Below are 18,201 nucleotides of genomic sequence, written 5' to 3' on the forward strand. Positions count from 1 at the left end.
ATGCGTGGTCGTCCTTCATGACCAGCACCTTCGGACAACCGGGTTTCTTCCGTCCTCGGCTGGCCAATCCGTGGCTGGCCGGGCGGGACAGCCATGCCGCCACCAGTTATTATGACAGCACGCCGCTGCGCGACACGCTGGAATCCCTGGTCGATTTCGAAAGACTGAACGATTCGGGCGTTCGTCTGGCCTGCGGCGCGGTCAATGTCGGCAGCGGCAATTTCATCTATTTCGACACGGTGTGCACGCGGCTGACGATCGACCATGTGATGGCCAGCGCGGCCTTGCCGCCGGCGATGCCGATGGTGCGGATCGGCCAGGATTATTACTGGGATGGCGGCATGGTGTCGAACACGCCGCTGCAGCACCTGCTGGACCATGTGGAACGGGACAGCATGCTGGTCTTCCAGGTCGACCTGTTTTCAGCCCGGGGACCCGTGCCGCGGGACATGTTCGATGTGCAGGCCCGCACCAAGGATATCCAGTATTCGTCCCGCACGCGCCTGATCACGGATCATTATCGCGCGCTGCATCGGCAGAACCTGCAGATCCGCGCCCTGCTGGACCGTATTCCCGAAGCCGACCGGACGGACGAGGACCGGGCGCTGCGCCGGCAATTATCGGCCCTGCCGGCCATCACCATCCTGCAACTGATCTACCAGGAAGAAGCGTATGAGGGGCAGACGCGGGATTTCGAATTTTCCGCGGCGTCGATGGAGGAGCACTGGGACGCGGGCGCACGCGACACCCGCATGACCCTGTCCCACCCCGACTGGCTACGCCCCGCGCCGGACGATGCGGGGGTGATCGTCCACGACGCGCACCGTCCGGACCGCTGAACGATCAGCCGGCCGACGCTGTCAGGGCCTTGCTTTCCACCTTGTCTCCGACGACGATGCCGAGCTTCGCGGTCAGCCCGCCCTGCAGTTCCAGGGTGGCGCGTGCCGGGCCGTGGCTGCTGATGCGCGCCAGGCTCTGCGGCACGGCATTTTCGGTGATCGAGGAAATCCGGCCGTCCTCGCCGATGAAGACGATGTCCAGCGGCACCAGCGTGTTTTCCATCCACATGTCGCTCTGCTGCGGATAGGGCCAGACGAAGATCATGCCGCGATCGGCAGGGATCGAAGTACGGAACATCTCGCCCACCCGCTGCTGGCGGGGGGTGGTGGCCAGTTCCACGGAAAAGACATGCTTCACGCCGTCATGGCCGGTGATCGTCAGGGGCTGGCGCGGCAACTCGGGCTGCGCCTGGGTGGGCGTGTCATCCGCATCCTGGGCGCAGGCCGGTCCGGCGACGCAGGCGGTGGCCAGCAGAATGCCCAGGCCGCATGCGGCAGTGATCTTGCGCATATCCCACATAGTCTCGTGCTCTCCTGTTGCTTCGCAGTGGTCCATCAGATCAGGAACGGGTTGCCGTGCCGTTCGGCACCGATCGTGGTCAGGCCGCCATGCCCGGGCAGGATCGACACGTCGTCGCCCAGCGGCAGGAGACGATCGGTGATGGCCTTGATCAGCTGCGGCCCGTCCCCGTAGGGAAAATCGGTGCGGCCGACCGATCCGCGGAACAAGGTGTCGCCGACGCAGGCGAAGCGGGCGCGCGGGTCGTAGAACACGACATGCCCCGGCGTATGGCCGGGCACGTGCCGCACTTCGAACGAGCGACCGAGCAAGGGCAGGATCTCGTTATCCGTGACGAAGCGATCGACCGTTACGTCCCGCATCCCTTCCAGCCCATAGCGCGCCGCCTGGGCGGCGATATCGGACAACAGGAACGCATCGCGCGCATCGGGGCCGATGACCGGCACCGCCGCGCCCTGCCGCCCCGACAGTTCGGCCCGCAACGCGTCTGCCCCGCCCGCGTGGTCCAGATGGCCGTGGGTCAGCAGGATCGCATCCACCGTCAGGTCGCGCGATGCCAGTTCATGCAGCAGGCGGGGGACGTCGCCGCCCGGATCGACCACCACCGCGTGGCGGCTGCCCGGGTCCCACAGAATCGAACAATTCTGTCCGAACGCGGTGACCGGCACGACCACGAGTTCCAGGCCGTCCAGATCCGGATCACGAGACAATGACATTAGGCGACTCCTCACCCCGATCGCATGCGACCGGTCAGGACATGATTGGGGCATGGACCGCATGCCCATCCATCGCGATCTGTACGAGCCGACGGCGCGCCGGGCAAGCTGGCCTGACTATATCCACGCTGATAGAGTGATCGGCATGACACCGCACCCTCTTTCCCGCGACCCGCTGGAACTGGCCATTGCCTGGGCCGAGGCTGGGCAGCCCGCCGCCCTGGCCACCGTCATCGCAACCTGGGGCAGTTCTCCGCGTCCGTCCGGCAGCATGATGGCGGTCAGCGACACGGGCCGGATCGAGGGATCGGTCAGCGGAGGATGTGTCGAGGCGTCGGTCGTCGACAGCGCCGCGACGATCATGCGTGAAAACACCTCCGAAATCCTGTCCTACGGCATCACGTCGGAACAGGCATGGTCGGTGGGCCTGGCCTGCGGGGGTGAACTGGACATCCTGGTGGAATCGGTCGGACCGGCGGGAACGCTGACACTGGCCATGGCCCAACAGGCGATCGCCCTGCGCCGGGCCCGGCAGCCGGTCCTGCTGGCGACGCGCCTGTCCGACCGGCATCATGTACTGGTCACGCGAACGGAGCAGGGCCTGGAAACCCCGATCAATGACCCGCCGCCCGACGCCCTGCGCCCGGCGCTGGAGCAGGCGTTTCGCGACGGACGCAGCCAGCGCGTCGAGGATGCGGACGGCGCGACCTGGTTCCTGCATTTGCTGACACCGCCCCATCGGCTGCTGATCGTCGGCGCCGTGCATATCGCGCAGGTCCTGGCGCCGCTGGCGATGGCGACCGGTTTCGCAACGACGGTCATCGACCCGCGCACGCAACTGGCCACCCCCGAGCGCTTTCCCGGCATTGTCCTGATGACCGACTGGCCCGACGAGGCGCTGGAGAATGTGAACATCGACGATCATACCGCGATCGTCACCCTGACCCATGACCCCAAGCTGGACGATCCGACCCTGCACGCCGCGCTGAACAGCCCGGCCTTCTATATCGGCGCGTTGGGGTCACGAAAGACCCAGGCCTCGCGCATGGCGCGGCTGCGGGCCGAAGGATTCGACACCGACCGGACCGCCCGCATCCACGGACCGATCGGACTGGCCATCGGCGCGGTCGGCGCTCCCGAAATCGCATTGTCGATCCTGGCGGAAATCGTGGCTGTCCGGCGTGACGCGCCGCTGGCGCGCGATTCCGGCTGGGGATGAGCACCGGGGTGGCTACCGGAATCGTGGCGCTGGTCCTGGCTGCGGGCCGGTCATCGCGATCGGGGGACCGCCATAAATTGCTGGCCCCCGACCAGATGGGGCAACCGATGATCGCACGCACGCTGCAGGCGGTCTGTGCCAGCGCGGTAGATACCGTCATTGTCGTGCTGGGCCATCGCGCGAACGACCTCCGCGCCGCCATCGATACCCATGCGCCCTATGCCCGCGAGGTGGCCGTCACCATGGCCGCCGATCATGCGGATGGCCTGTCCGCCAGCCTGCGCGCCGGATTGAGGATGGCGGAAGCCCGCCACCCATCGGGAATCCTGGTCTGCCTGGGAGACATGCCCTGGATCGGACCCGATGTGATCACGCGCCTGCTGGCCCGACACCGGCAAAGCCCCGCTCCCGTTACCGTCCCGGTCCATGATGGACGACAGGGCCACCCCGTCCTGTGGGATCGGACGATGATTCCCGCCCTGATGGCGCTGAAGGGCGATCGCGGCGGCGGAGCGCTGATGCGTGCCCTGGGGGAGCGTGTGGCGACGGTCCAGGCCGGCGCCACGATCCATGAGGATTTCGATACGCCGGACCGGCTGGACCAGTTTGCCGCCACGCGCCCGGCCGGTCCCGGTTTGACTGGTCCCAGTTGACCGGCCCTGCCCGGGTGTCGGACAAGAGCGGGCGCGGCCCCGTCGGCCGCCATGACGAAGGACTGGCCCCATGAGCAAGATCATCCGCACGGAACCGAACGCGATCCTGTCGAAGGTCGTGGAATATCACGGCTTCCTGTTTACTCAGGGTTTCGTCGCGCGCGACCTGACGGGCGACGCGACCACCCAGACCCGCGACATTCTGGAGCAGATCGACGAGGCGCTGGAACTGCACGGCACCGACAAGACCCGCCTGCTGCAGGCCCAGATCTGGCTGAAGGACATTGCCGACCGCGACGACCTGAACGCCGTGTGGTCCGCGTGGCTGCCGAAGGACGGCGCACCGGCGCGCGCCTGCGTGCAGGCGGTCATGGCCAATCCGGCGATGCTGGTCGAAATCATGGTCATCTGCACGAAGTAGGACGCACACGTCACAGCCTGGAGCGGGGTCCGGCGACAACACATACCTGTCGCATTTTGGCAACGGATCCCGATTCCGATTCGAACGCAGCCGGTTCGCCCCCCTGATCCGGCCCTTTTCAGGGAACCTGTATTTTTCATTGGAAAACCGCGACCTGCACGATCGCGAAAGGAATATATTCCTAAATCTGACGCCAGATCAGGGTGTTTTGGCGAATTTTTTATAAGTGCCGCGAAGAATTGCGGCGGCGTCTTGTCAGGGTTGCAACCCCCTTGCTAACCCTGTTTGCGCAGCAACACGGCAGGTGGGGTCTTCGAGGATGCGGGCAGGCGGTTTGGGACGTTCGTTCCTCTTTTCCATGGCGGCCGCGTCCCTCGGTCTGATCCTTCCCCACGCAGCCGATGCGCGGCGCCCGGCGCATCACGTCGCCCAGCCGGTGCAGCATGGCCATCATGTCCAGCATGCCGCCTATCGCCGTCACGAGGCGGGCCATGTCATCCAGTGCGTGGCCTTCGCGAAGACTGCTTCCGATGTCGTGCTGCACGGCAATGCCGTCAACTGGTGGTACAATGCCGCTGGCGTCTATGCCCGCGGATCGGCCCCCGAGGCGGGCAGCGTCCTGAACTTCCGCGCCACCCGCCGCATGCCACTGGGCCATGTCGCGGTCGTCACCAACGTCATCGACAGCCGCACCGTCACCATCGACCAGTCGCACTGGGCACAGCGCGGCATCAGCCGCAACGTGTCGGTCATCGACGTGTCGCCCAACAATGACTGGAGCGCCGTGCGCGTGGCGCTGGCCCACCAGGGCACCTACGGCAGTATCTATCCCACCTATGGCTTCATCTATCCGCGTTCGGACACCAGCGGACGCGTCATGATGGCCAGCGCCGGCCGCTCGGCGGTCCGCGCCACCGACAGCGCGCTGAGCCATCCGATGCGTTCGACCGAAGTGGCCGAAGCGCCGGACAGCCTGCCGGTAGTGACCTACGGCCACGCGTTCCGCGACGACGCCCCCGACCGTTCGATCCGCTAGAATCCGTTTGATAAAAACCGGTTTTCCAAAGGGACAGGCCTTTGGTGGATCACGGGTGACGCCTTTAGGCCGGCCGTCCCGCGCGATGATAGGGATGCCCCGAGGCTATCGCACGCGCCCGGTAGAGCTGTTCAGCCAATAATCCCCGGATCAGCATGTGCGGCCAGGTCATCGGGCCCAGCGACAGGGTGTCGTCGGCGCGCGCCAGGACGGGGCCATCCAATCCCTCGGCACCGCCGACCAGGAAGCAGACCGGGCGGGACAGGCCCAGCCAGCGTTCCAGGACCCGCGCGAAGGCCAGGCTATCGTGGGCACGGCCGCCCTCGTCCAACGCCACGGCGAAGGCCCGGTCGGGCAGGGCCGACAGCAGGGCCTGCCCTTCCCGCCGCTTGATCTCGGCGGGTGCGCCCCTGCCCTCGGCCACCTCGACCAGATCCAGGCGCGGGCTCAGCCGTTCGGCGTAGCGCTGGAACAGATCGCGCTCCACCCGGTCCTTCATGCGGCCGACGGCGATCAGCCGCATCGTCTTCGCTCTTTTTCAGGAAAAAAAAGCAATCCTCAGACTTCAGCCTCGGCCGGCGGAACATCCAGATCGGCGCCCCACATCCGCTCCAACCCATACAGGGCCCGGGCCTCGGGCTTGAACAGGTGGATGACGATGTCGCCGGCGTCGATCAGCACCCAGTCCGAGCCGTTCGCGCCTTCGATCAGCACGCGCTTCAGCCCGGCTTCCCCCAGCTTGCGCTCGATATGGGTCGCCATCGCCGAGATCTGGCGATCGGCCAGGCCGGTCGCGACCACCATCCGGTCGGCAAAGGCGGCGCGGCCGGTCAGGTCCAGCACCACGATATCCTCGCCCTTATCGTCGGCGATACTCTCGGTGATGATGGCCAGATATTTTTCCAGCAGGCTGATTTCCGCCGGTTCGCGGTTTACTGCCTTGCCGGGACCGGCGACAGCGGCCTTCTTGCGCGGGGTGCCGGGCGCCTTTGTCGTTCCGGCCACCGTGCTGACGCTGCCGGTGGTCGTTCTGCCGGACGTACCGGGTGTCTTCTTAGTTGCCGTGCGACGAGTGGTCCCCGTATCGGCCGGAGGCTTCCTGGCGATGACTGTAACTCCTGATGCGTGGTGTGCTTGTGCGTCGGGTGGCGCGATCGCTGCCTCCAACGCCGAGGCACGCAATTCCGTTGCTGATATACCGATCTGGGGGGCCGGAAGAAAGGCCCAAGCACAGGGCGCGCAATCGGCCAGGATCGGGGCCTGGCGCGCCGGGCGCCGCCAGCGCGCCAGCGCCACCGCCGCCTCGCCCCGCAAGGCCCCCGGATTGTAGGTCGGCCGCGGCAGGACCGCGAACGGTACCAGCGAAACGATGCGCCGCCAGTCCCGCCAGCGCGCCAGGTCCGCCAGGCCGTCCGCCCCCATCAGCCACACGAAGGCGGCATGGGGAAAACGCAGTCGCAGCAGGCCCAGCGTATCGACCGTATAGCGGGTGCCCAGCCGTCGCTCGATATCGGTGGCGACGAGGCGCCGCCCGTCGACCCGGGCCGCCACGCTGGCCAGCCGGACATCGAACGGCGCCATGCCCTGGACGGGCTTCAGCGGATTGCCCGGCGAGACCATCAGCCAGACCTGATCCAGCCGCAACTGCCGGAGCGCCCGCCGCGCGAGTTGCAGGTGGCCGTCATGGACCGGATTGAACGATCCGCCCAGCAGGCCGATCCGGGTTCGCCGCCCGTCCCCCCAGGCCGGAATGGACGACATGCTCAGGGCCGTTGCTGGCCCGTCCCGACGACCTCGTACCGGAAGGTCGTCAACTGCTCCAGCCCCACCGGCCCACGGGCGTGGAAACGACCGGTGGCGATGCCGATCTCGGCCCCGAACCCGAATTCGCCCCCGTCACAGAACTGGGTCGAGGCGTTCCACATCACCACCGCGCTGTCGGTGCCGTTCAGGAACTGTGCCGCGGCCTCCGCATCCTCGGTCACGATCGCCTCGGTATGCGCGCTGCCATAGCGGGCAATATGAGCCAGGGCGTCCTCGACGCCGTCCACCACGGCGATCGACAATACCGCATCCAGCCATTCGGTCGCGAAATCGGCCTCGGTCGCCGGGGGCAGGTCGGGCAGGATGGCGCGGGCGCGGGCATCGGCGTGGAAGGTACAGCCGCGCGCGGCCAGGTCGGCCACGATCGCAGGCAGCAGGGTAGGCGCCACGGCCGCGTCGATCAGCAGGGTCTCGGTCGCGCCGCAGATGCCGGTGCGGCGCATCTTGGCGTTGACGACCAGGCCCCGGGCCATGGCCGGGTCGGCCGCTGCGTGGACATAGGTGTGGCACAGCCCTTCGGCATGGGACAGGACCGGCACCCGGGCCTCGCGCTGGACCCGTTCGACCAGCGACTTGCCCCCGCGCGGGATGATCAGGTCGATCAGGCCCGATGCAGTCAGCATGTCCGCGACATGGCGGCGGTCGGAATCGGGGGCGATCTGCACCGCGTCCTCCGGCAGACCGGCGGCGCGCAGGCCGGCCGCCATGGCCCCATGGATGGCGCGCGCGCTGTGCAGGCTTTCCGACCCGCCGCGCAGGATCACCGCGTTGCCCGACTTGATGCACAGGCCGGCCGCGTCCGCGCCGACATTCGGCCGGCTTTCGTAAATCATGCCGATGACGCCGACGGGAGTGGCGACCCGGCGAATCCGCAATCCGTTGGGCCGGGTCCAATCCGCCAGCACACGCCCGACCGGATCGGGCAGCGCCGCGATGTCCTCCAGCCCCCTGGCCATTGCCTCGACCCGCGCGGGGGTCAGGGTCAGGCGGTCGCGGAAGGACGCGGTGGCGGTCGAGGCGTCAAGGTCGCGCGCATTCGCGGCCAGGATCTCGCCCTGCCGGTCGCGCAGCGCCTGTGCGGCATGACGCAGCGCCGCGTCGCGCGTGGCGGTGGAACTGCGCGCCAGGGCACGGGCAGCGGCACGAGCCTGGGCGGCCAGGCGCGGCATGGCCGGAACCCATTGGTCCGTCTGGTCCACGACCGGCGTGACTGCATTCATGATCGACTCCCTGCCCCTGCGCGGATGCGCTGCCGGATTATTGTCGGTTCTGTCGGAACAGGATGCAAGTCACCCCAAAACCACAAAAATGGGCTGGAGACGTGGCCTGTTGAGCGAGAGAGCCGCGAAGCGGCACGGCCGTCGTGTGTTTCCGAGCGCCGGAGCAGAGCGGCCTTGATGGCCGTGAGCACCGGAGCGCAGGAAACGCGCGTCGGATCGCCGACAGGGCGCGTCTCCAGCCCCTTTTTCAGACGTTGAAGCGGAAGAGGAGGACGTCGCCATCCTGCACGACATAGTCGCGGCCTTCGATCCGCAGCTTGCCGGCTTCCTTGGCGCCCGCTTCGCCCTGGTAGCGAATGTAGTCGTCATAGGCGACGGTTTCGCAGGCGATGAAGCCGCGTTCGAAATCATTATGGATCACGGCGGCGGCCTGGGGCGCGCGGGTGCCGGCGGTGATCGTCCAGGCACGGGTTTCCTTGGGCCCCACGGTGAAATAGGTCCGCAGGCCCAGCAGGCGGTAGCCCGCGGCGATCACCCGGTCCAGGCCGCTGTCGGACAGGCCCAGCCCGTCGAGGAATTCCTTGCGGTCCTCGGGGCCGAGCTGGCTGACCTCGGCCTCGATCGCGGCGGAGACCACGACGGCGACCGCGCCCTCGGCCTCGGCCCGGGCCCGGACGCGTTCGGACCATTCATTGCCGGTGGCGGCCGAGGCTTCCTCGACATTGCAGACATACAGGACCGGCTTGCTGGTCATCAGCTGCAGGCGGCGCACGGCCTCTTCCTGCCCGGCGGGAATGGCCTGGCGGGCGGGCCGGCCCTCGCGCAGGACCGCGATCAGCGGTTCCATCAGCGCGACCTGGGCGGCGGCGTCGCGGTCGTTGCCCTTGGCCTTCTTCTGCAGGGCGACGATGCGCTTTTCCAGCGAATCCAGGTCCGCCAGCATCAGTTCGGTCTCGATGATCTCGGCGTCGCGGATCGGATCGATCCCGCCTTCGACATGGGTGATGTCGTCATCCTCGAAACAGCGCAGGACGTGGATGATCGCATCGACCTCGCGGATATTCGCCAGGAACTGGTTGCCCAGTCCCTCGCCGCGCGAGGCGCCGCGCACCAGGCCCGCGATATCGACGAATTCCAGGCTGGTCGGCAGGATCTTCTGCGACTTGCCGATGGCGGCCAGGGCCTGCAGTCGCGGGTCGGGCACCGCCACGCGGCCGACATTCGGTTCGATCGTGCAGAACGGATAGTTCGCGGCCTGGGCCGACGCGGTTTCGGTCAGGGCGTTGAACAGAGTGGACTTGCCGACATTCGGCAGGCCCACGATGCCGCAATTGAACCCCATCAGCCCTTCTCCCCGGCCAGCAAGGCCATCTTCGTCATGAACAGTTCGGGCTGCCCGTCCGCCAGGACCGGCGCCGTGTCGGACATGGCGTCGAGCATGCGCTCCAGCCAGTCCTGGTCGCTTTTCGCGAAATCGCCCAGCACATGGCCCGTCACGCGCTCGCGCACGCCGGGATGGCCGATGCCGATGCGGACACGCCAGTAATCCTGGCTGCCCAGCATCTTGTCCATCGAGCGCAGGCCGTTATGGCCAGCGGCCCCGCCGCCCCGCTTCACCCGCACCCGGCCCGGCGCCAGGTCCAGTTCGTCATGAAACGCGGTGATGGACTCCACGGGAATTTTATAGAAGGCGGCGGCCTGCTGAACGCTCTCACCGGAAAGGTTCATATAGGTCAGGGGTTTGAGCAGCAGCACCTTGTGCGTGCCCACCCGGCCCTCCGCCACCTCGCCCCGGAAGCGTTTCCGCCATGGCGCAAAGCCATGGCGGGTCGCGATCCGGTCGACGGCCATGAAACCGACATTATGCCGGTGCCGGCTCATCCCCGGCTCAGGATTTCCGAGCCCGGTCCAGAGCAGCATGCCGTCTCCCCGGACTTACTTCTTCGCGGGAGCCGCGGCGGGGGCAGCGGCGGGCTCGGGCGTTTCGTCCGCGCTGGGCGCGGCGACGGTCGCGATCACGAAGTTCGGGATCTGCAGCGTCGGCGTCACGCTGCCCGTGCCCTGCAGGTCGTCCCAGCGCACGTTGTCGTGGATGTCGAGCTGCGACAGGTCGACGGTGAACGATTCGGGGATGTTCGCCGGATCGGCGCTGACTTCCACCGTGTGACGGACGATGTTCAGCACGCCGCCACGCTTGATGCCGGGGGACTTGTCTTCACCGGTGAAGACGATCCGCACTTCGACATGCACGCGCTCGCCGGCGGCCAGGCGCTGGAAATCGACATGGATCGGCTTGTCGCTGACCGGATGCAGCTGGATCTCGCGCATCAGGGCGGGGGAGGACGCACCATCGACGGTGACGTCGTACACGCGCGAACGCCAGCCGCCGCGCTGCATCTCGCGCACCACCAGGCGGGGGTCGAGCGCGACCAGGGTCGGTTCCTGCTTCGCGCCATAGATGACGGCCGGGACCTGGCCGTCACGCCTCGTCGCACGCGCTGCCCCCTTACCAGCCTTCGCGCGCGATGAAGCCTCGAGTTTCGTGAATTGGGTCACTGTATGCTCCTGAAAACCAATCGCGCAGGCCTCCAGGGGTGCCTGCGCGTGGCGCGCGTTTAACGGAAAACCCCCGCCGACGCAAATTTTCGCCGAAAATTCTTCAGGTGCGGATCGCCCGTCCCGTCCCACTCAATCGAGGGTGGCGAGGCTCCACGCAGCCGCGTCGGCGCCCGAGGGAGGCGTCACCCACAGCGGTTCGGCATTGGGCAGGCGGACATTGGGCGGCAGGTCCATGGCCGACCGCAGGGCGCGGAACATCGCGCCGTGGCAGACGATCAGAACCGTGCCCTCGCCGTCCAGGGCCCGGTTGACGGCCGCGACGGCACGGGCACGCAGTTCGACGAAGGGCTCGGCCCCCTTCGGCGTGTACTCGCCGGCAATCCAGGCATCGTACCAATTGCCCATCGGCTGGCCTTCCTGCTCGCCGAAACAGACTTCCTGCAATCCGTCATCGGTCGCGATCGGCAGCGGCGTGCCGCCGGGGCCGGCCATGGCGGCGGACACGATCTGCGCCGTGCGCAGGGCGCGGACCAGCGGCGAGGACACGATACGGGCCACCGGAACGTAGCGTCCCTCGTCCTGTGACAGCAGCGCGCCCGCTGCCTCGGCCTGGGCGATGCCGCGCGCGTTCAGCGGAATGTCCGACCGGCCCTGCGACAGGCCCTCGGCGTTCCAGTCCGTCTCACCATGACGCAGATACCAGTACGGGCGGGCGATCAGCTTGGTCATGTCGGACGGCTCCTCTCGATTCGCTTTCCCCGATAGGTGCATCTCCGCACCAGGTCAATCGGAGGCTGGCGGGACCGAACGGCCTAATCGAAGAGGGAGGAGACCGAGCTTTCGTCCGACACGGCGCGCATGGCGCGCGAGAGCAGGTTGGCGGTGCTGATCTGGCGGATGTTCGTGGCCTGCGCCACCGCCTCGGTCGCGGCGATGCTGTCGGTCAGAGTCAGCATGCCGATGGGCGACTGCGCGATGCGCTGCACCGCGCCGCCGGTCAGGACGCCGTGGGTCACATAGGCCTCGACCGCCACCGCCCCTTCCTTGACCAGGGCTGCGGCGGCGTTGCACAGCGACCCGCCGCTATCGACGATATCGTCGATCATGATGCAGTAGCGGCCACGCACGTCGCCGATGACGTTCATGACCTCGGACACGCCCGCGCGCTCGCGTCGCTTGTCGATGATCGCCAGGTCCACGTTCAGGCGCTGCGCCAGTTGCCGGGCGCGCACCACGCCGCCGACGTCGGGCGAGACGATCATCAGGTTCTGGAACCCGCCGGGAATGGACATCGGCGGCGCGAGATAGGGCAGCGTTCCGTGATCGATACGCCCCTTGATGTCGCGGGTGAACAGGGGCGCCGCATACAGGTTGTCGACCGGGATGTCGAAGAAGCCCTGGATCTGCATCGCGTGCAGGTCCATCGTCAGCACCCGGTTCGCGCCGGCTTCGACCAGCAGGTTGGCCACCAGCTTGGCGCTGATGGGGGTGCGGGGGCCGGATTTGCGATCCTGCCGCGCGTAGCCGAAATAGGGCATCACCGCCGTGACGCGCCGTGCCGACCCGCGACGCAACGCGTCCAGCATGATCAGCAGTTCCATCAGGTTGTCGTTGGTCGGCGCGCAGGTGCTCTGGATCACGAACACGTCCTCGCCCCGGACGTTCTCGTGGATCTCGACGAAGACCTCCATGTCCGCGAAGCGCCGGACCGATACGTTGCACAGGGGCATCCGCAGCTCGGACGCAACCTTTTCGGCAAGAGGCAGGTTGCTGTTACAGGCGACGATCTTCATATGGCGACGCTCCTGGGCGGCGGTCTCGTATGCTGGCGCGCGGGTTCTAGCAATCGCGCCGGGCCGTGTCATCCGTCTCCCGCAACGGTCGCGCATGCCGGCTATACCGCCAACGTCATCAACCCCTTCAACGTTGCGAATTCGCCACAACAGGCGCCCCGCCGGGCGGGGGAAGCGGCACGTTGTCGCGGCCGGAATAGCGCGACACGACCTGGCGGACGCCACCCGCCGCCTCCTGCGCCGCGGCCACCGCCACGTCGCCCCAATGCCCGTCCAGCGTGTGGGCGTCGATATCGTGCAGTTGCGTCGCCGCGCCGGCCTCCTTGCCCGCCGAATCCACCACCCGCCACACCAGTTGCAGGTGCTGTTGCGGATGGCCGGTGGTGCCGGCCGGCCCGTCGCTGACGGTCACCACGCAGGACACGGTGAAATCCGCGTCATGGGACGTGTTCTGGACCGCGTCCGACGCATCGCGCAGGGCCGCGGCGAAGGCGCGGGCCAGCGCCACGTCGCCGTCGCCCGGCGCGCCGCGCACGCCGGCAAACCAGATCCGCGCCGCGCGGTGCTTCAGGCTGCGCGGATCGTGATCCATCTGGTCGGCCTGGATTCCGGTCAGCGACGCGGCGATGCCCGGCGCGGCCTGCCGGGCCGCCAGCCGCAGCGTTGCCGGATCGCCGGCCGCCCAGGCGGCGGCGGAAACGCCCGCGCCCTCGTCCGTGCTGCGCACCGCGCCGGAGGGCGTCATGACGCTGTAGGTCGGAATGACCTGCCCGCCGCGCGTGACCGCCCCCAGCCGCAGCCACCAGTCCCCGGCGCGGATCGGCTGCGCCATCGCCGGCACCGACTGGTCCAGCAGGGCGGCGGCGACGTCGTGGCTCCATTCCCGTGCCGCCGCGTCGCCCAGCAGGGCGGCCGGCGGCGTCGGCACCGCCAGGCGCGCGGGCGGCGCATTGGCGGCCAGCGACCGGCCGAGCCGCCCCGGATCGCGGAACGGATGCGGTACGTCCAGGCACCCGGACAGGGCAAGCAGGCCGGCGGCGCCGATCAGGCCGGCCGCGCGGCGGACAAGGAAGACGCGAATCATGGGCTGCTTGTAGCACCAGCCCGGCCGATGACCGAAATCTGGTGCCCGATCGGCCCACCCCCTGCCAGGGTGCGGCGCCGATGGCTGAAGAATCGCGCCGCGTCGTCCAGCGTATCCACGCCCAGCGCCGTCACCTGGCCGATTCCCGCCCGCCGCAGCCGCGCCACGCAATAGCCCGCCAGATCGAACTGGTCATGGCCCGGACGGCGGCCCGGGGCGAAGAAGGGCGCGGCACCGGCATCGGCCGCCAGCACCTGCGCGCGCATGTCGGCCCCGACCTCGTAGCTCGCCTGGCCGATGCAGGGGCCGACCACGGCCCGCACCAGGGCGGGGGCCGCCCCCAGGGCCGCCATGGCCGCCAGCGTCGCCTCCAGGATGCCGCCCACGGCGCCGCGCCAGCCGGCATGGGCCGCCCCCACCACCCCGCCATCGGCCGCGGCAAACAGGACCGGCCCGCAATCGGCGGTGATCACCCCCAGCGCCAGGCCCGGCCGGTCCGTCACCATGGCGTCGGCGCGGGGCCGCTCGCCCACCGCCCATGGCACCGTCACCGTCGCGACCGCGTCACCATGCACCTGGGTGACGCCCAGCAGGCCATCCGGCGCCACCCCCATGGCGTGCGCGACCCGGCGCCGATTTTCCGCCAAGGCCGCCGGATCGTCACCCGAGCGCGTCGAACAGTTCAGGCTGGCATACGGTCCCTGCGATACCCCGCCCGCACGGGTGAAGAACCCATGCCGGACATGCCTGAGCATGTCGTGGCGCAGGATCGCATCCGGCGGGATCGTTCCATCGTCCGGCGTCCCCTCATGGTTCATCGGTCCCTCCCTTATGGTAGCGCGAAGCCGGGCGGTACCGGCAGGCCGGGCGAGGTGATGGCCAGCGCCTTGAACAGGCGTCCCATCCGGTCCGGCGCCGCCAGCCGCTGCGCCGCGTCGCGAATGGCGTAGGCTTCCCCCGGCGCGCGGTTGCGGGCCAGTTGCTCGGCCCGGGCGAACAGGCCCAGCGCGCCCAGCAGTGCGCCCTGCGTCACGCTGCCGTGGCAGACCGCGCCGCCGTCCCGCACGGCGGCGGCGAAAGCCGCGAAATCGACATGGGCCGTCAGGTCCGCCAGTCCGGGGTCGGCCAGCGGCCAGGCCGGCTGGCCGTCGCGCAGGGCCTGCAGCGTGTCACCCCACACGGCGCCGTCATAGCCGTAATCGACGAACAGCGCCGTGCCCGGCGCCCGGCACAGCCGGGCGGCCACATGCCGCGCCACCGCCAGCGCGTCCGGGCAACATTCCAGGATCTCGCCACAGGGCACGGGCCGGTCGAACGGGCCCGGCGGCAGGTCGGACGCCGGCTGCGTGACGAAGGCCGGTCCCTGCACGAAGCGTTCCGCCCAGCCATCCGCCGTCCGCACGAACTGGCGGATGGCCAGGGCGTCGAGAAATTCGTTGGCCAGCAGGATCACGGCCCCTTCGGGCACGTCCTCGATCCGGTCGTGCCACGTCACCGGATGCGCCGTCCGACCCGCCAGCGCCGCCTGCTGCACGTCGCGCAGGCGTGGCGAGAGTTCGACCAGATGCACCCGCGCCGCGTCATGGCAGTCGGGGGCCACCCGCGCCAGCAGCCGCATCATGTCGGCCATCAGCGTGCCGCGGCCCGGCCCGGCCTCGACCAGGGCGAAGGGGACGGGACGGCCCATGCCCTGCCAGGTCACGGCGACCCAGGCGCCAAGGATTTCGCCGAACATCTGCGAAATTTCGGGCGCCGTGATAAAATCGGCAAACGGGTCGCGCCCCGCGTAATAGGCCGCATTGGCCCGCGCCATGAAGCGGTCCAGCCGTTCCGGCGCGGCGGCGGTCACGGGCTGTCCGCCGGCAGGGCGGGCATCAGCACCGGGCGGGCGGGCCGCATCATGGCCTGCGCCATCAGCCCGGCGCCGGCGATCGCCATGGGAATGCACAGGATCTGCCCCATCGTGGTCCCGAACGGCAGGAAGCCGATGAAGGCGTCCGGTTCCCGGAAGCATTCGCAGATGCTGCGCGCCACGGCATAGCCGAACAGGAACAGGCCGGCCAGGAATCCCGGCCGCTCGCGGATCGCGGGGCGCCGCGCCACGATCCACATGACGGAGAACAGTACCAGGCCCTCCAGCAGCGCCTCGTACAATTCCGACGGATGGCGGGGTTCCGGTCCGGCCTGGGGGAAGACCATCGCCCAGGGCAGGCTGGCCGGTGCCGGGCGCCCCCACAATTCGCCATTGATGAAATTGGCGATTCGCCCCAGCCCCAGCCCCATCGGCACCACCACCGTCACCCGGTCGGAAAAGCCCAGGAAACTGAGCCCGTTGCGCCAGGTAAACAGGGCCAGCGCCACGATCACGCCCAGGGCGCCCCCATGGAACGACATGCCGCCATGCCAGACCTGAAGCGCCGCCAGCGGGTGCGCCAGATAGACCGCGGGCTGGTAGAACAGGATATAGCCCAGCCGCCCGCCCAGCACGACGCCCAGCGTCGCCCAGGTCAGGAAATCATCGACCTGCACGTCCGTCGCGGCGCGGGGCGCCAGCCTGACCAGATGGCGCACCAGCCGCCAGCCCACCAGCAGCGCCGTAATATAGGCCATGGCGTACCAGCGGATCACCAGCGGGCCGACATGCACCATGACCGGATCGAATTGCGGAAAAATCAGGACAGGCAGCATGCGGCGTCTTTCTGCTTCAATGACATGACCGGGGCGGCATGACCGGGGCGCGCGTTACAGGTAGGCGTCGTCGGTGGCCAGGTAATCCTGGACGTAGCGACGGATGCCGTCTTCCAGCGACGTGAAGGGCCGGGCATATCCCGCCTGGCGCAGCCGCGTCATGTCGGCGCGGGTATAGGACTGGTAATGGCCGCGCAGCGCGTCAGGCATGTCGACGAATTCGACCTGGCGCGGCCGGCCGGCGGCGTCGCAGACCGCATGGGCCAGGTCCAGGTAGCTGCGCGCGACCCCGGTGCCGCAATTGAACAGGCCGCTGACATGCGGGCTGTCCAGCAGCCACAGCGTCACGTCCACCACGTCGCCGACCCAGATGAAATCCCGCGCCTGCGCCCCATCGGCCAGGCCGGGAACGTCCGAGCGGAACAGCCGCGCCGGCTGGCCCCGGCGGACCTCGTCGTACTTGACCTTCACGACCGAGACCATCGGGCCCTTGTGATATTCGTTCGGGCCATAGACGTTGAAGAATTTCAGTCCCGCCCATTGCGGCGGCGACGACGCGCCGCGGGCCAGGCCGGCCACGACCTGCCGGTCGAACACATGCTTCGACCAGCCGTACAGGTTCAGCGGCCGCAATGCCTCCAGCCCCGCGGGATCGTCGGAAAACGATTCGTCCCCGGCCGCGCCATAGGTCGCGGCCGAGGACGCGTAGATGAAGCGCACGCCATGCCGCGCGCACCACGCCCACAGCCGCGCCGACAGGTCGACATTGGTGCGCCAGGCCAGGTCGCCGTCACAGGCCGTCGTCTCGCTGATCGCGCCCATATGCAGGATGGCGGACACGGCGGGCCGGCCGGCCAGGAAATCGTCCAGTGCCTCGGGCGTCAGCAGGTGGTCGGGCGGGTGGCGCGCGATGTTGCGCCACTTGCCCTGGCTGCCCAGCCAGTCGACGACGACCGTCTGCTCGCCCCGCGCCTGAAGCGCCGCCTGCAGGCACGATCCGATGAAGCCGGCCCCGCCGGTGATGATGATCATGAGCCCGTTCTATAGAGCAGATCGCGCCCCCTGTCCCGCCCCCGAAATGCGCAGGCGCATGGTCTTCGGGGGCGGGACTGTCTATATGCTGTGCATCGACCCGGTCGGCCCGCCATGCTACGGCGGCCCCGGTACCAGAACCCGCCCCCGAACAGGAGGACCCGCCATGTCCGACAGGCCACGCTTTTTCGATGATCTCGCCGGTGTCGCCGGCGGCGCGTTTTCCGCCCTGGCCGGTGTGCGCGAGGAGGTCGGCGCCATCGTGCGCGCCCGGGTGGACGAGGTCCTGTCGACGCTGAACCTGGTCCGGCGCGAGGATTTCGAGGTCGTGCGCGAACTGGCCAGCCGTGCCCGCACGGCGCAGGAGGACGCCGACGTCCGCCTGTCCGCCCTGGAGGCGCGAATCGCGGCGCTGGAGGCCCGTGCCGGCGTGGCGCCGGAGGACGCGGCGCAGTACGGGCGCCCGGACGACGCCGCCGGCCCGTTCTGACACGCCGCGAAACGCGCGAAAATCCACGCCAGGCGGCCGTGGCATGCGCGCGGCCCTTGCCAGCATGCCCGCACCGCCCATAGGGTTGGGGCGTGGCCGCGTTCCCA

Annotated in this window: 21 protein-coding genes and 1 pseudogene (1 of these 22 cut by a window edge); 6 read left to right on the forward strand and 16 right to left on the reverse strand. The window is 68.7% G+C overall.

From position 1 onward, the window contains the following. Positions 1-839, forward strand: the 3' portion of a protein-coding gene (locus GDIA_RS05340) for a patatin-like phospholipase family protein (protein ID WP_012223811.1). Its footprint begins 298 nt before the window's first position; only the last 839 of its 1,137 coding nucleotides appear in the window; the start codon falls outside the window, past its left edge; the stop codon is at positions 837-839. A 4-nt stretch (positions 840-843) separates the two neighbouring features. Here GDIA_RS05340 and GDIA_RS05345 read toward each other — a convergent pair whose 3' ends face one another. Both GDIA_RS05345 and GDIA_RS05350 read right to left on the reverse strand, forming a co-directional pair. Continuing rightward, complete coding sequence (locus GDIA_RS05345; protein WP_012553571.1) at positions 844-1,359, reverse strand: DUF192 domain-containing protein; 516 nt, start codon at positions 1,357-1,359, stop codon at positions 844-846. Positions 1,360-1,394: 35 nt separating this feature from the next. Then, positions 1,395-2,075 carry an MBL fold metallo-hydrolase gene (locus tag GDIA_RS05350; protein ID WP_012553572.1) on the reverse strand — a complete coding sequence of 227 codons (681 nt, stop codon included), beginning with the start codon at positions 2,073-2,075 and terminating at the stop codon, positions 1,395-1,397. 145 nt (positions 2,076-2,220) lie between these two features. On the opposite strand from GDIA_RS05350, the gene GDIA_RS05355 reads away from it, so the two are divergent. The 4 genes from GDIA_RS05355 (at position 2,221) to GDIA_RS05370 (ending at position 5,404) form a co-directional block, all read left to right on the forward strand. Continuing rightward, positions 2,221-3,294 (forward strand): XdhC family protein, encoded by a 1,074-nt coding sequence (locus GDIA_RS05355; protein ID WP_012223808.1) that lies wholly within the window; start codon positions 2,221-2,223, stop codon positions 3,292-3,294. Continuing rightward, positions 3,291-3,947, forward strand: coding sequence for a nucleotidyltransferase family protein (locus GDIA_RS05360; protein WP_012553574.1), 657 nt, complete (start codon positions 3,291-3,293; stop codon positions 3,945-3,947). The genes GDIA_RS05355 and GDIA_RS05360 overlap by 4 nt, the downstream gene beginning before the upstream one ends. A 70-nt stretch (positions 3,948-4,017) precedes the next feature. Further along, the gene (locus tag GDIA_RS05365) at positions 4,018-4,368 is read left to right on the forward strand and encodes a RidA family protein (RefSeq protein ID WP_012223807.1); all 351 of its coding nucleotides are present in this window, start codon (positions 4,018-4,020) and stop codon (positions 4,366-4,368) included. Between the two features lie 319 nt (positions 4,369-4,687). Continuing rightward, entirely contained in the window at positions 4,688-5,404 is a 717-nt protein-coding gene (locus GDIA_RS05370) for a CHAP domain-containing protein (RefSeq protein WP_012223805.1), read from the forward strand. Positions 5,405-5,468: 64 nt separating this feature from the next. Here GDIA_RS05370 and GDIA_RS05375 read toward each other — a convergent pair whose 3' ends face one another. From GDIA_RS05375 to rfaD, 14 genes and pseudogenes are all read right to left on the reverse strand, one after another. After that, positions 5,469-5,927, reverse strand: a complete 459-nt coding sequence (locus tag GDIA_RS05375) for a 23S rRNA (pseudouridine(1915)-N(3))-methyltransferase RlmH (protein ID WP_012553575.1) — start codon at positions 5,925-5,927, stop codon at positions 5,469-5,471. 35 nt (positions 5,928-5,962) lie between these two features. Further along, positions 5,963-6,409 (reverse strand): ribosome silencing factor, encoded by a 447-nt coding sequence (gene rsfS, locus GDIA_RS05380; RefSeq protein WP_012223803.1) that lies wholly within the window; start codon positions 6,407-6,409, stop codon positions 5,963-5,965. A 165-nt stretch (positions 6,410-6,574) separates the two neighbouring features. After that, a pseudogene (locus GDIA_RS05385) lies at positions 6,575-7,165 on the reverse strand (nicotinate-nucleotide adenylyltransferase); the annotation flags it as partial. A 2-nt stretch (positions 7,166-7,167) separates the two neighbouring features. Further along, the gene (locus GDIA_RS05390) at positions 7,168-8,397 is read right to left on the reverse strand and encodes a glutamate-5-semialdehyde dehydrogenase (protein WP_390614191.1); all 1,230 of its coding nucleotides are present in this window, start codon (positions 8,395-8,397) and stop codon (positions 7,168-7,170) included. A 298-nt stretch (positions 8,398-8,695) separates the two neighbouring features. Then, positions 8,696-9,790: a redox-regulated ATPase YchF gene (gene ychF, locus GDIA_RS05395; RefSeq protein WP_012223788.1), complete on the reverse strand. Its 1,095-nt coding sequence runs from the start codon at positions 9,788-9,790 to the stop codon at positions 8,696-8,698. Beyond that, positions 9,790-10,368: an aminoacyl-tRNA hydrolase gene (pth, locus tag GDIA_RS05400; RefSeq protein ID WP_012553578.1), complete on the reverse strand. Its 579-nt coding sequence runs from the start codon at positions 10,366-10,368 to the stop codon at positions 9,790-9,792. Before pth ends, ychF begins: the two co-directional genes overlap by 1 nt. 15 nt (positions 10,369-10,383) lie before the next feature. After that, positions 10,384-11,004 (reverse strand): 50S ribosomal protein L25/general stress protein Ctc, encoded by a 621-nt coding sequence (locus GDIA_RS05405; protein WP_012223786.1) that lies wholly within the window; start codon positions 11,002-11,004, stop codon positions 10,384-10,386. Between the two features lie 132 nt (positions 11,005-11,136). Next, positions 11,137-11,736: a histidine phosphatase family protein gene (locus GDIA_RS05410; protein WP_012223785.1), complete on the reverse strand. Its 600-nt coding sequence runs from the start codon at positions 11,734-11,736 to the stop codon at positions 11,137-11,139. A gap of 83 nt (positions 11,737-11,819) precedes the next feature. Beyond that, complete coding sequence (locus GDIA_RS05415; protein ID WP_012223784.1) at positions 11,820-12,800, reverse strand: ribose-phosphate pyrophosphokinase; 981 nt, start codon at positions 12,798-12,800, stop codon at positions 11,820-11,822. A gap of 127 nt (positions 12,801-12,927) precedes the next feature. Continuing rightward, the gene (locus GDIA_RS05420; protein WP_012223783.1) at positions 12,928-13,884 is read right to left on the reverse strand and encodes a hypothetical protein; all 957 of its coding nucleotides are present in this window, start codon (positions 13,882-13,884) and stop codon (positions 12,928-12,930) included. Then, complete coding sequence (gene pgeF, locus GDIA_RS05425; RefSeq protein ID WP_390614190.1) at positions 13,881-14,639, reverse strand: peptidoglycan editing factor PgeF; 759 nt, start codon at positions 14,637-14,639, stop codon at positions 13,881-13,883. The genes GDIA_RS05420 and pgeF overlap by 4 nt, the downstream gene beginning before the upstream one ends. Positions 14,640-14,713: 74 nt before the next feature. Continuing rightward, positions 14,714-15,697 (reverse strand): class I SAM-dependent methyltransferase, encoded by a 984-nt coding sequence (locus tag GDIA_RS05430; protein WP_186440559.1) that lies wholly within the window; start codon positions 15,695-15,697, stop codon positions 14,714-14,716. A 32-nt stretch (positions 15,698-15,729) separates the two neighbouring features. Continuing rightward, on the reverse strand, positions 15,730-16,572 hold the full coding sequence (gene lgt, locus GDIA_RS05435; protein ID WP_012553581.1) for a prolipoprotein diacylglyceryl transferase: 843 nt from the start codon (positions 16,570-16,572) through the stop codon (positions 15,730-15,732). Between the two features lie 54 nt (positions 16,573-16,626). Then, positions 16,627-17,604 carry an ADP-glyceromanno-heptose 6-epimerase gene (rfaD, locus tag GDIA_RS05440; protein ID WP_012553582.1) on the reverse strand — a complete coding sequence of 326 codons (978 nt, stop codon included), beginning with the start codon at positions 17,602-17,604 and terminating at the stop codon, positions 16,627-16,629. 166 nt (positions 17,605-17,770) lie between these two features. On the opposite strand from rfaD, the gene GDIA_RS05445 reads away from it, so the two are divergent. Then, positions 17,771-18,094, forward strand: a complete 324-nt coding sequence (locus tag GDIA_RS05445) for an accessory factor UbiK family protein (RefSeq protein WP_012223772.1) — start codon at positions 17,771-17,773, stop codon at positions 18,092-18,094. The last annotated feature ends 107 nt before the right edge of the window (positions 18,095-18,201 follow it).

The organism is Gluconacetobacter diazotrophicus PA1 5 (assembly GCF_000021325.1).
In the GTDB taxonomy this organism is placed as follows: Bacteria; Pseudomonadota; Alphaproteobacteria; order Acetobacterales; family Acetobacteraceae; genus Gluconacetobacter; species Gluconacetobacter diazotrophicus.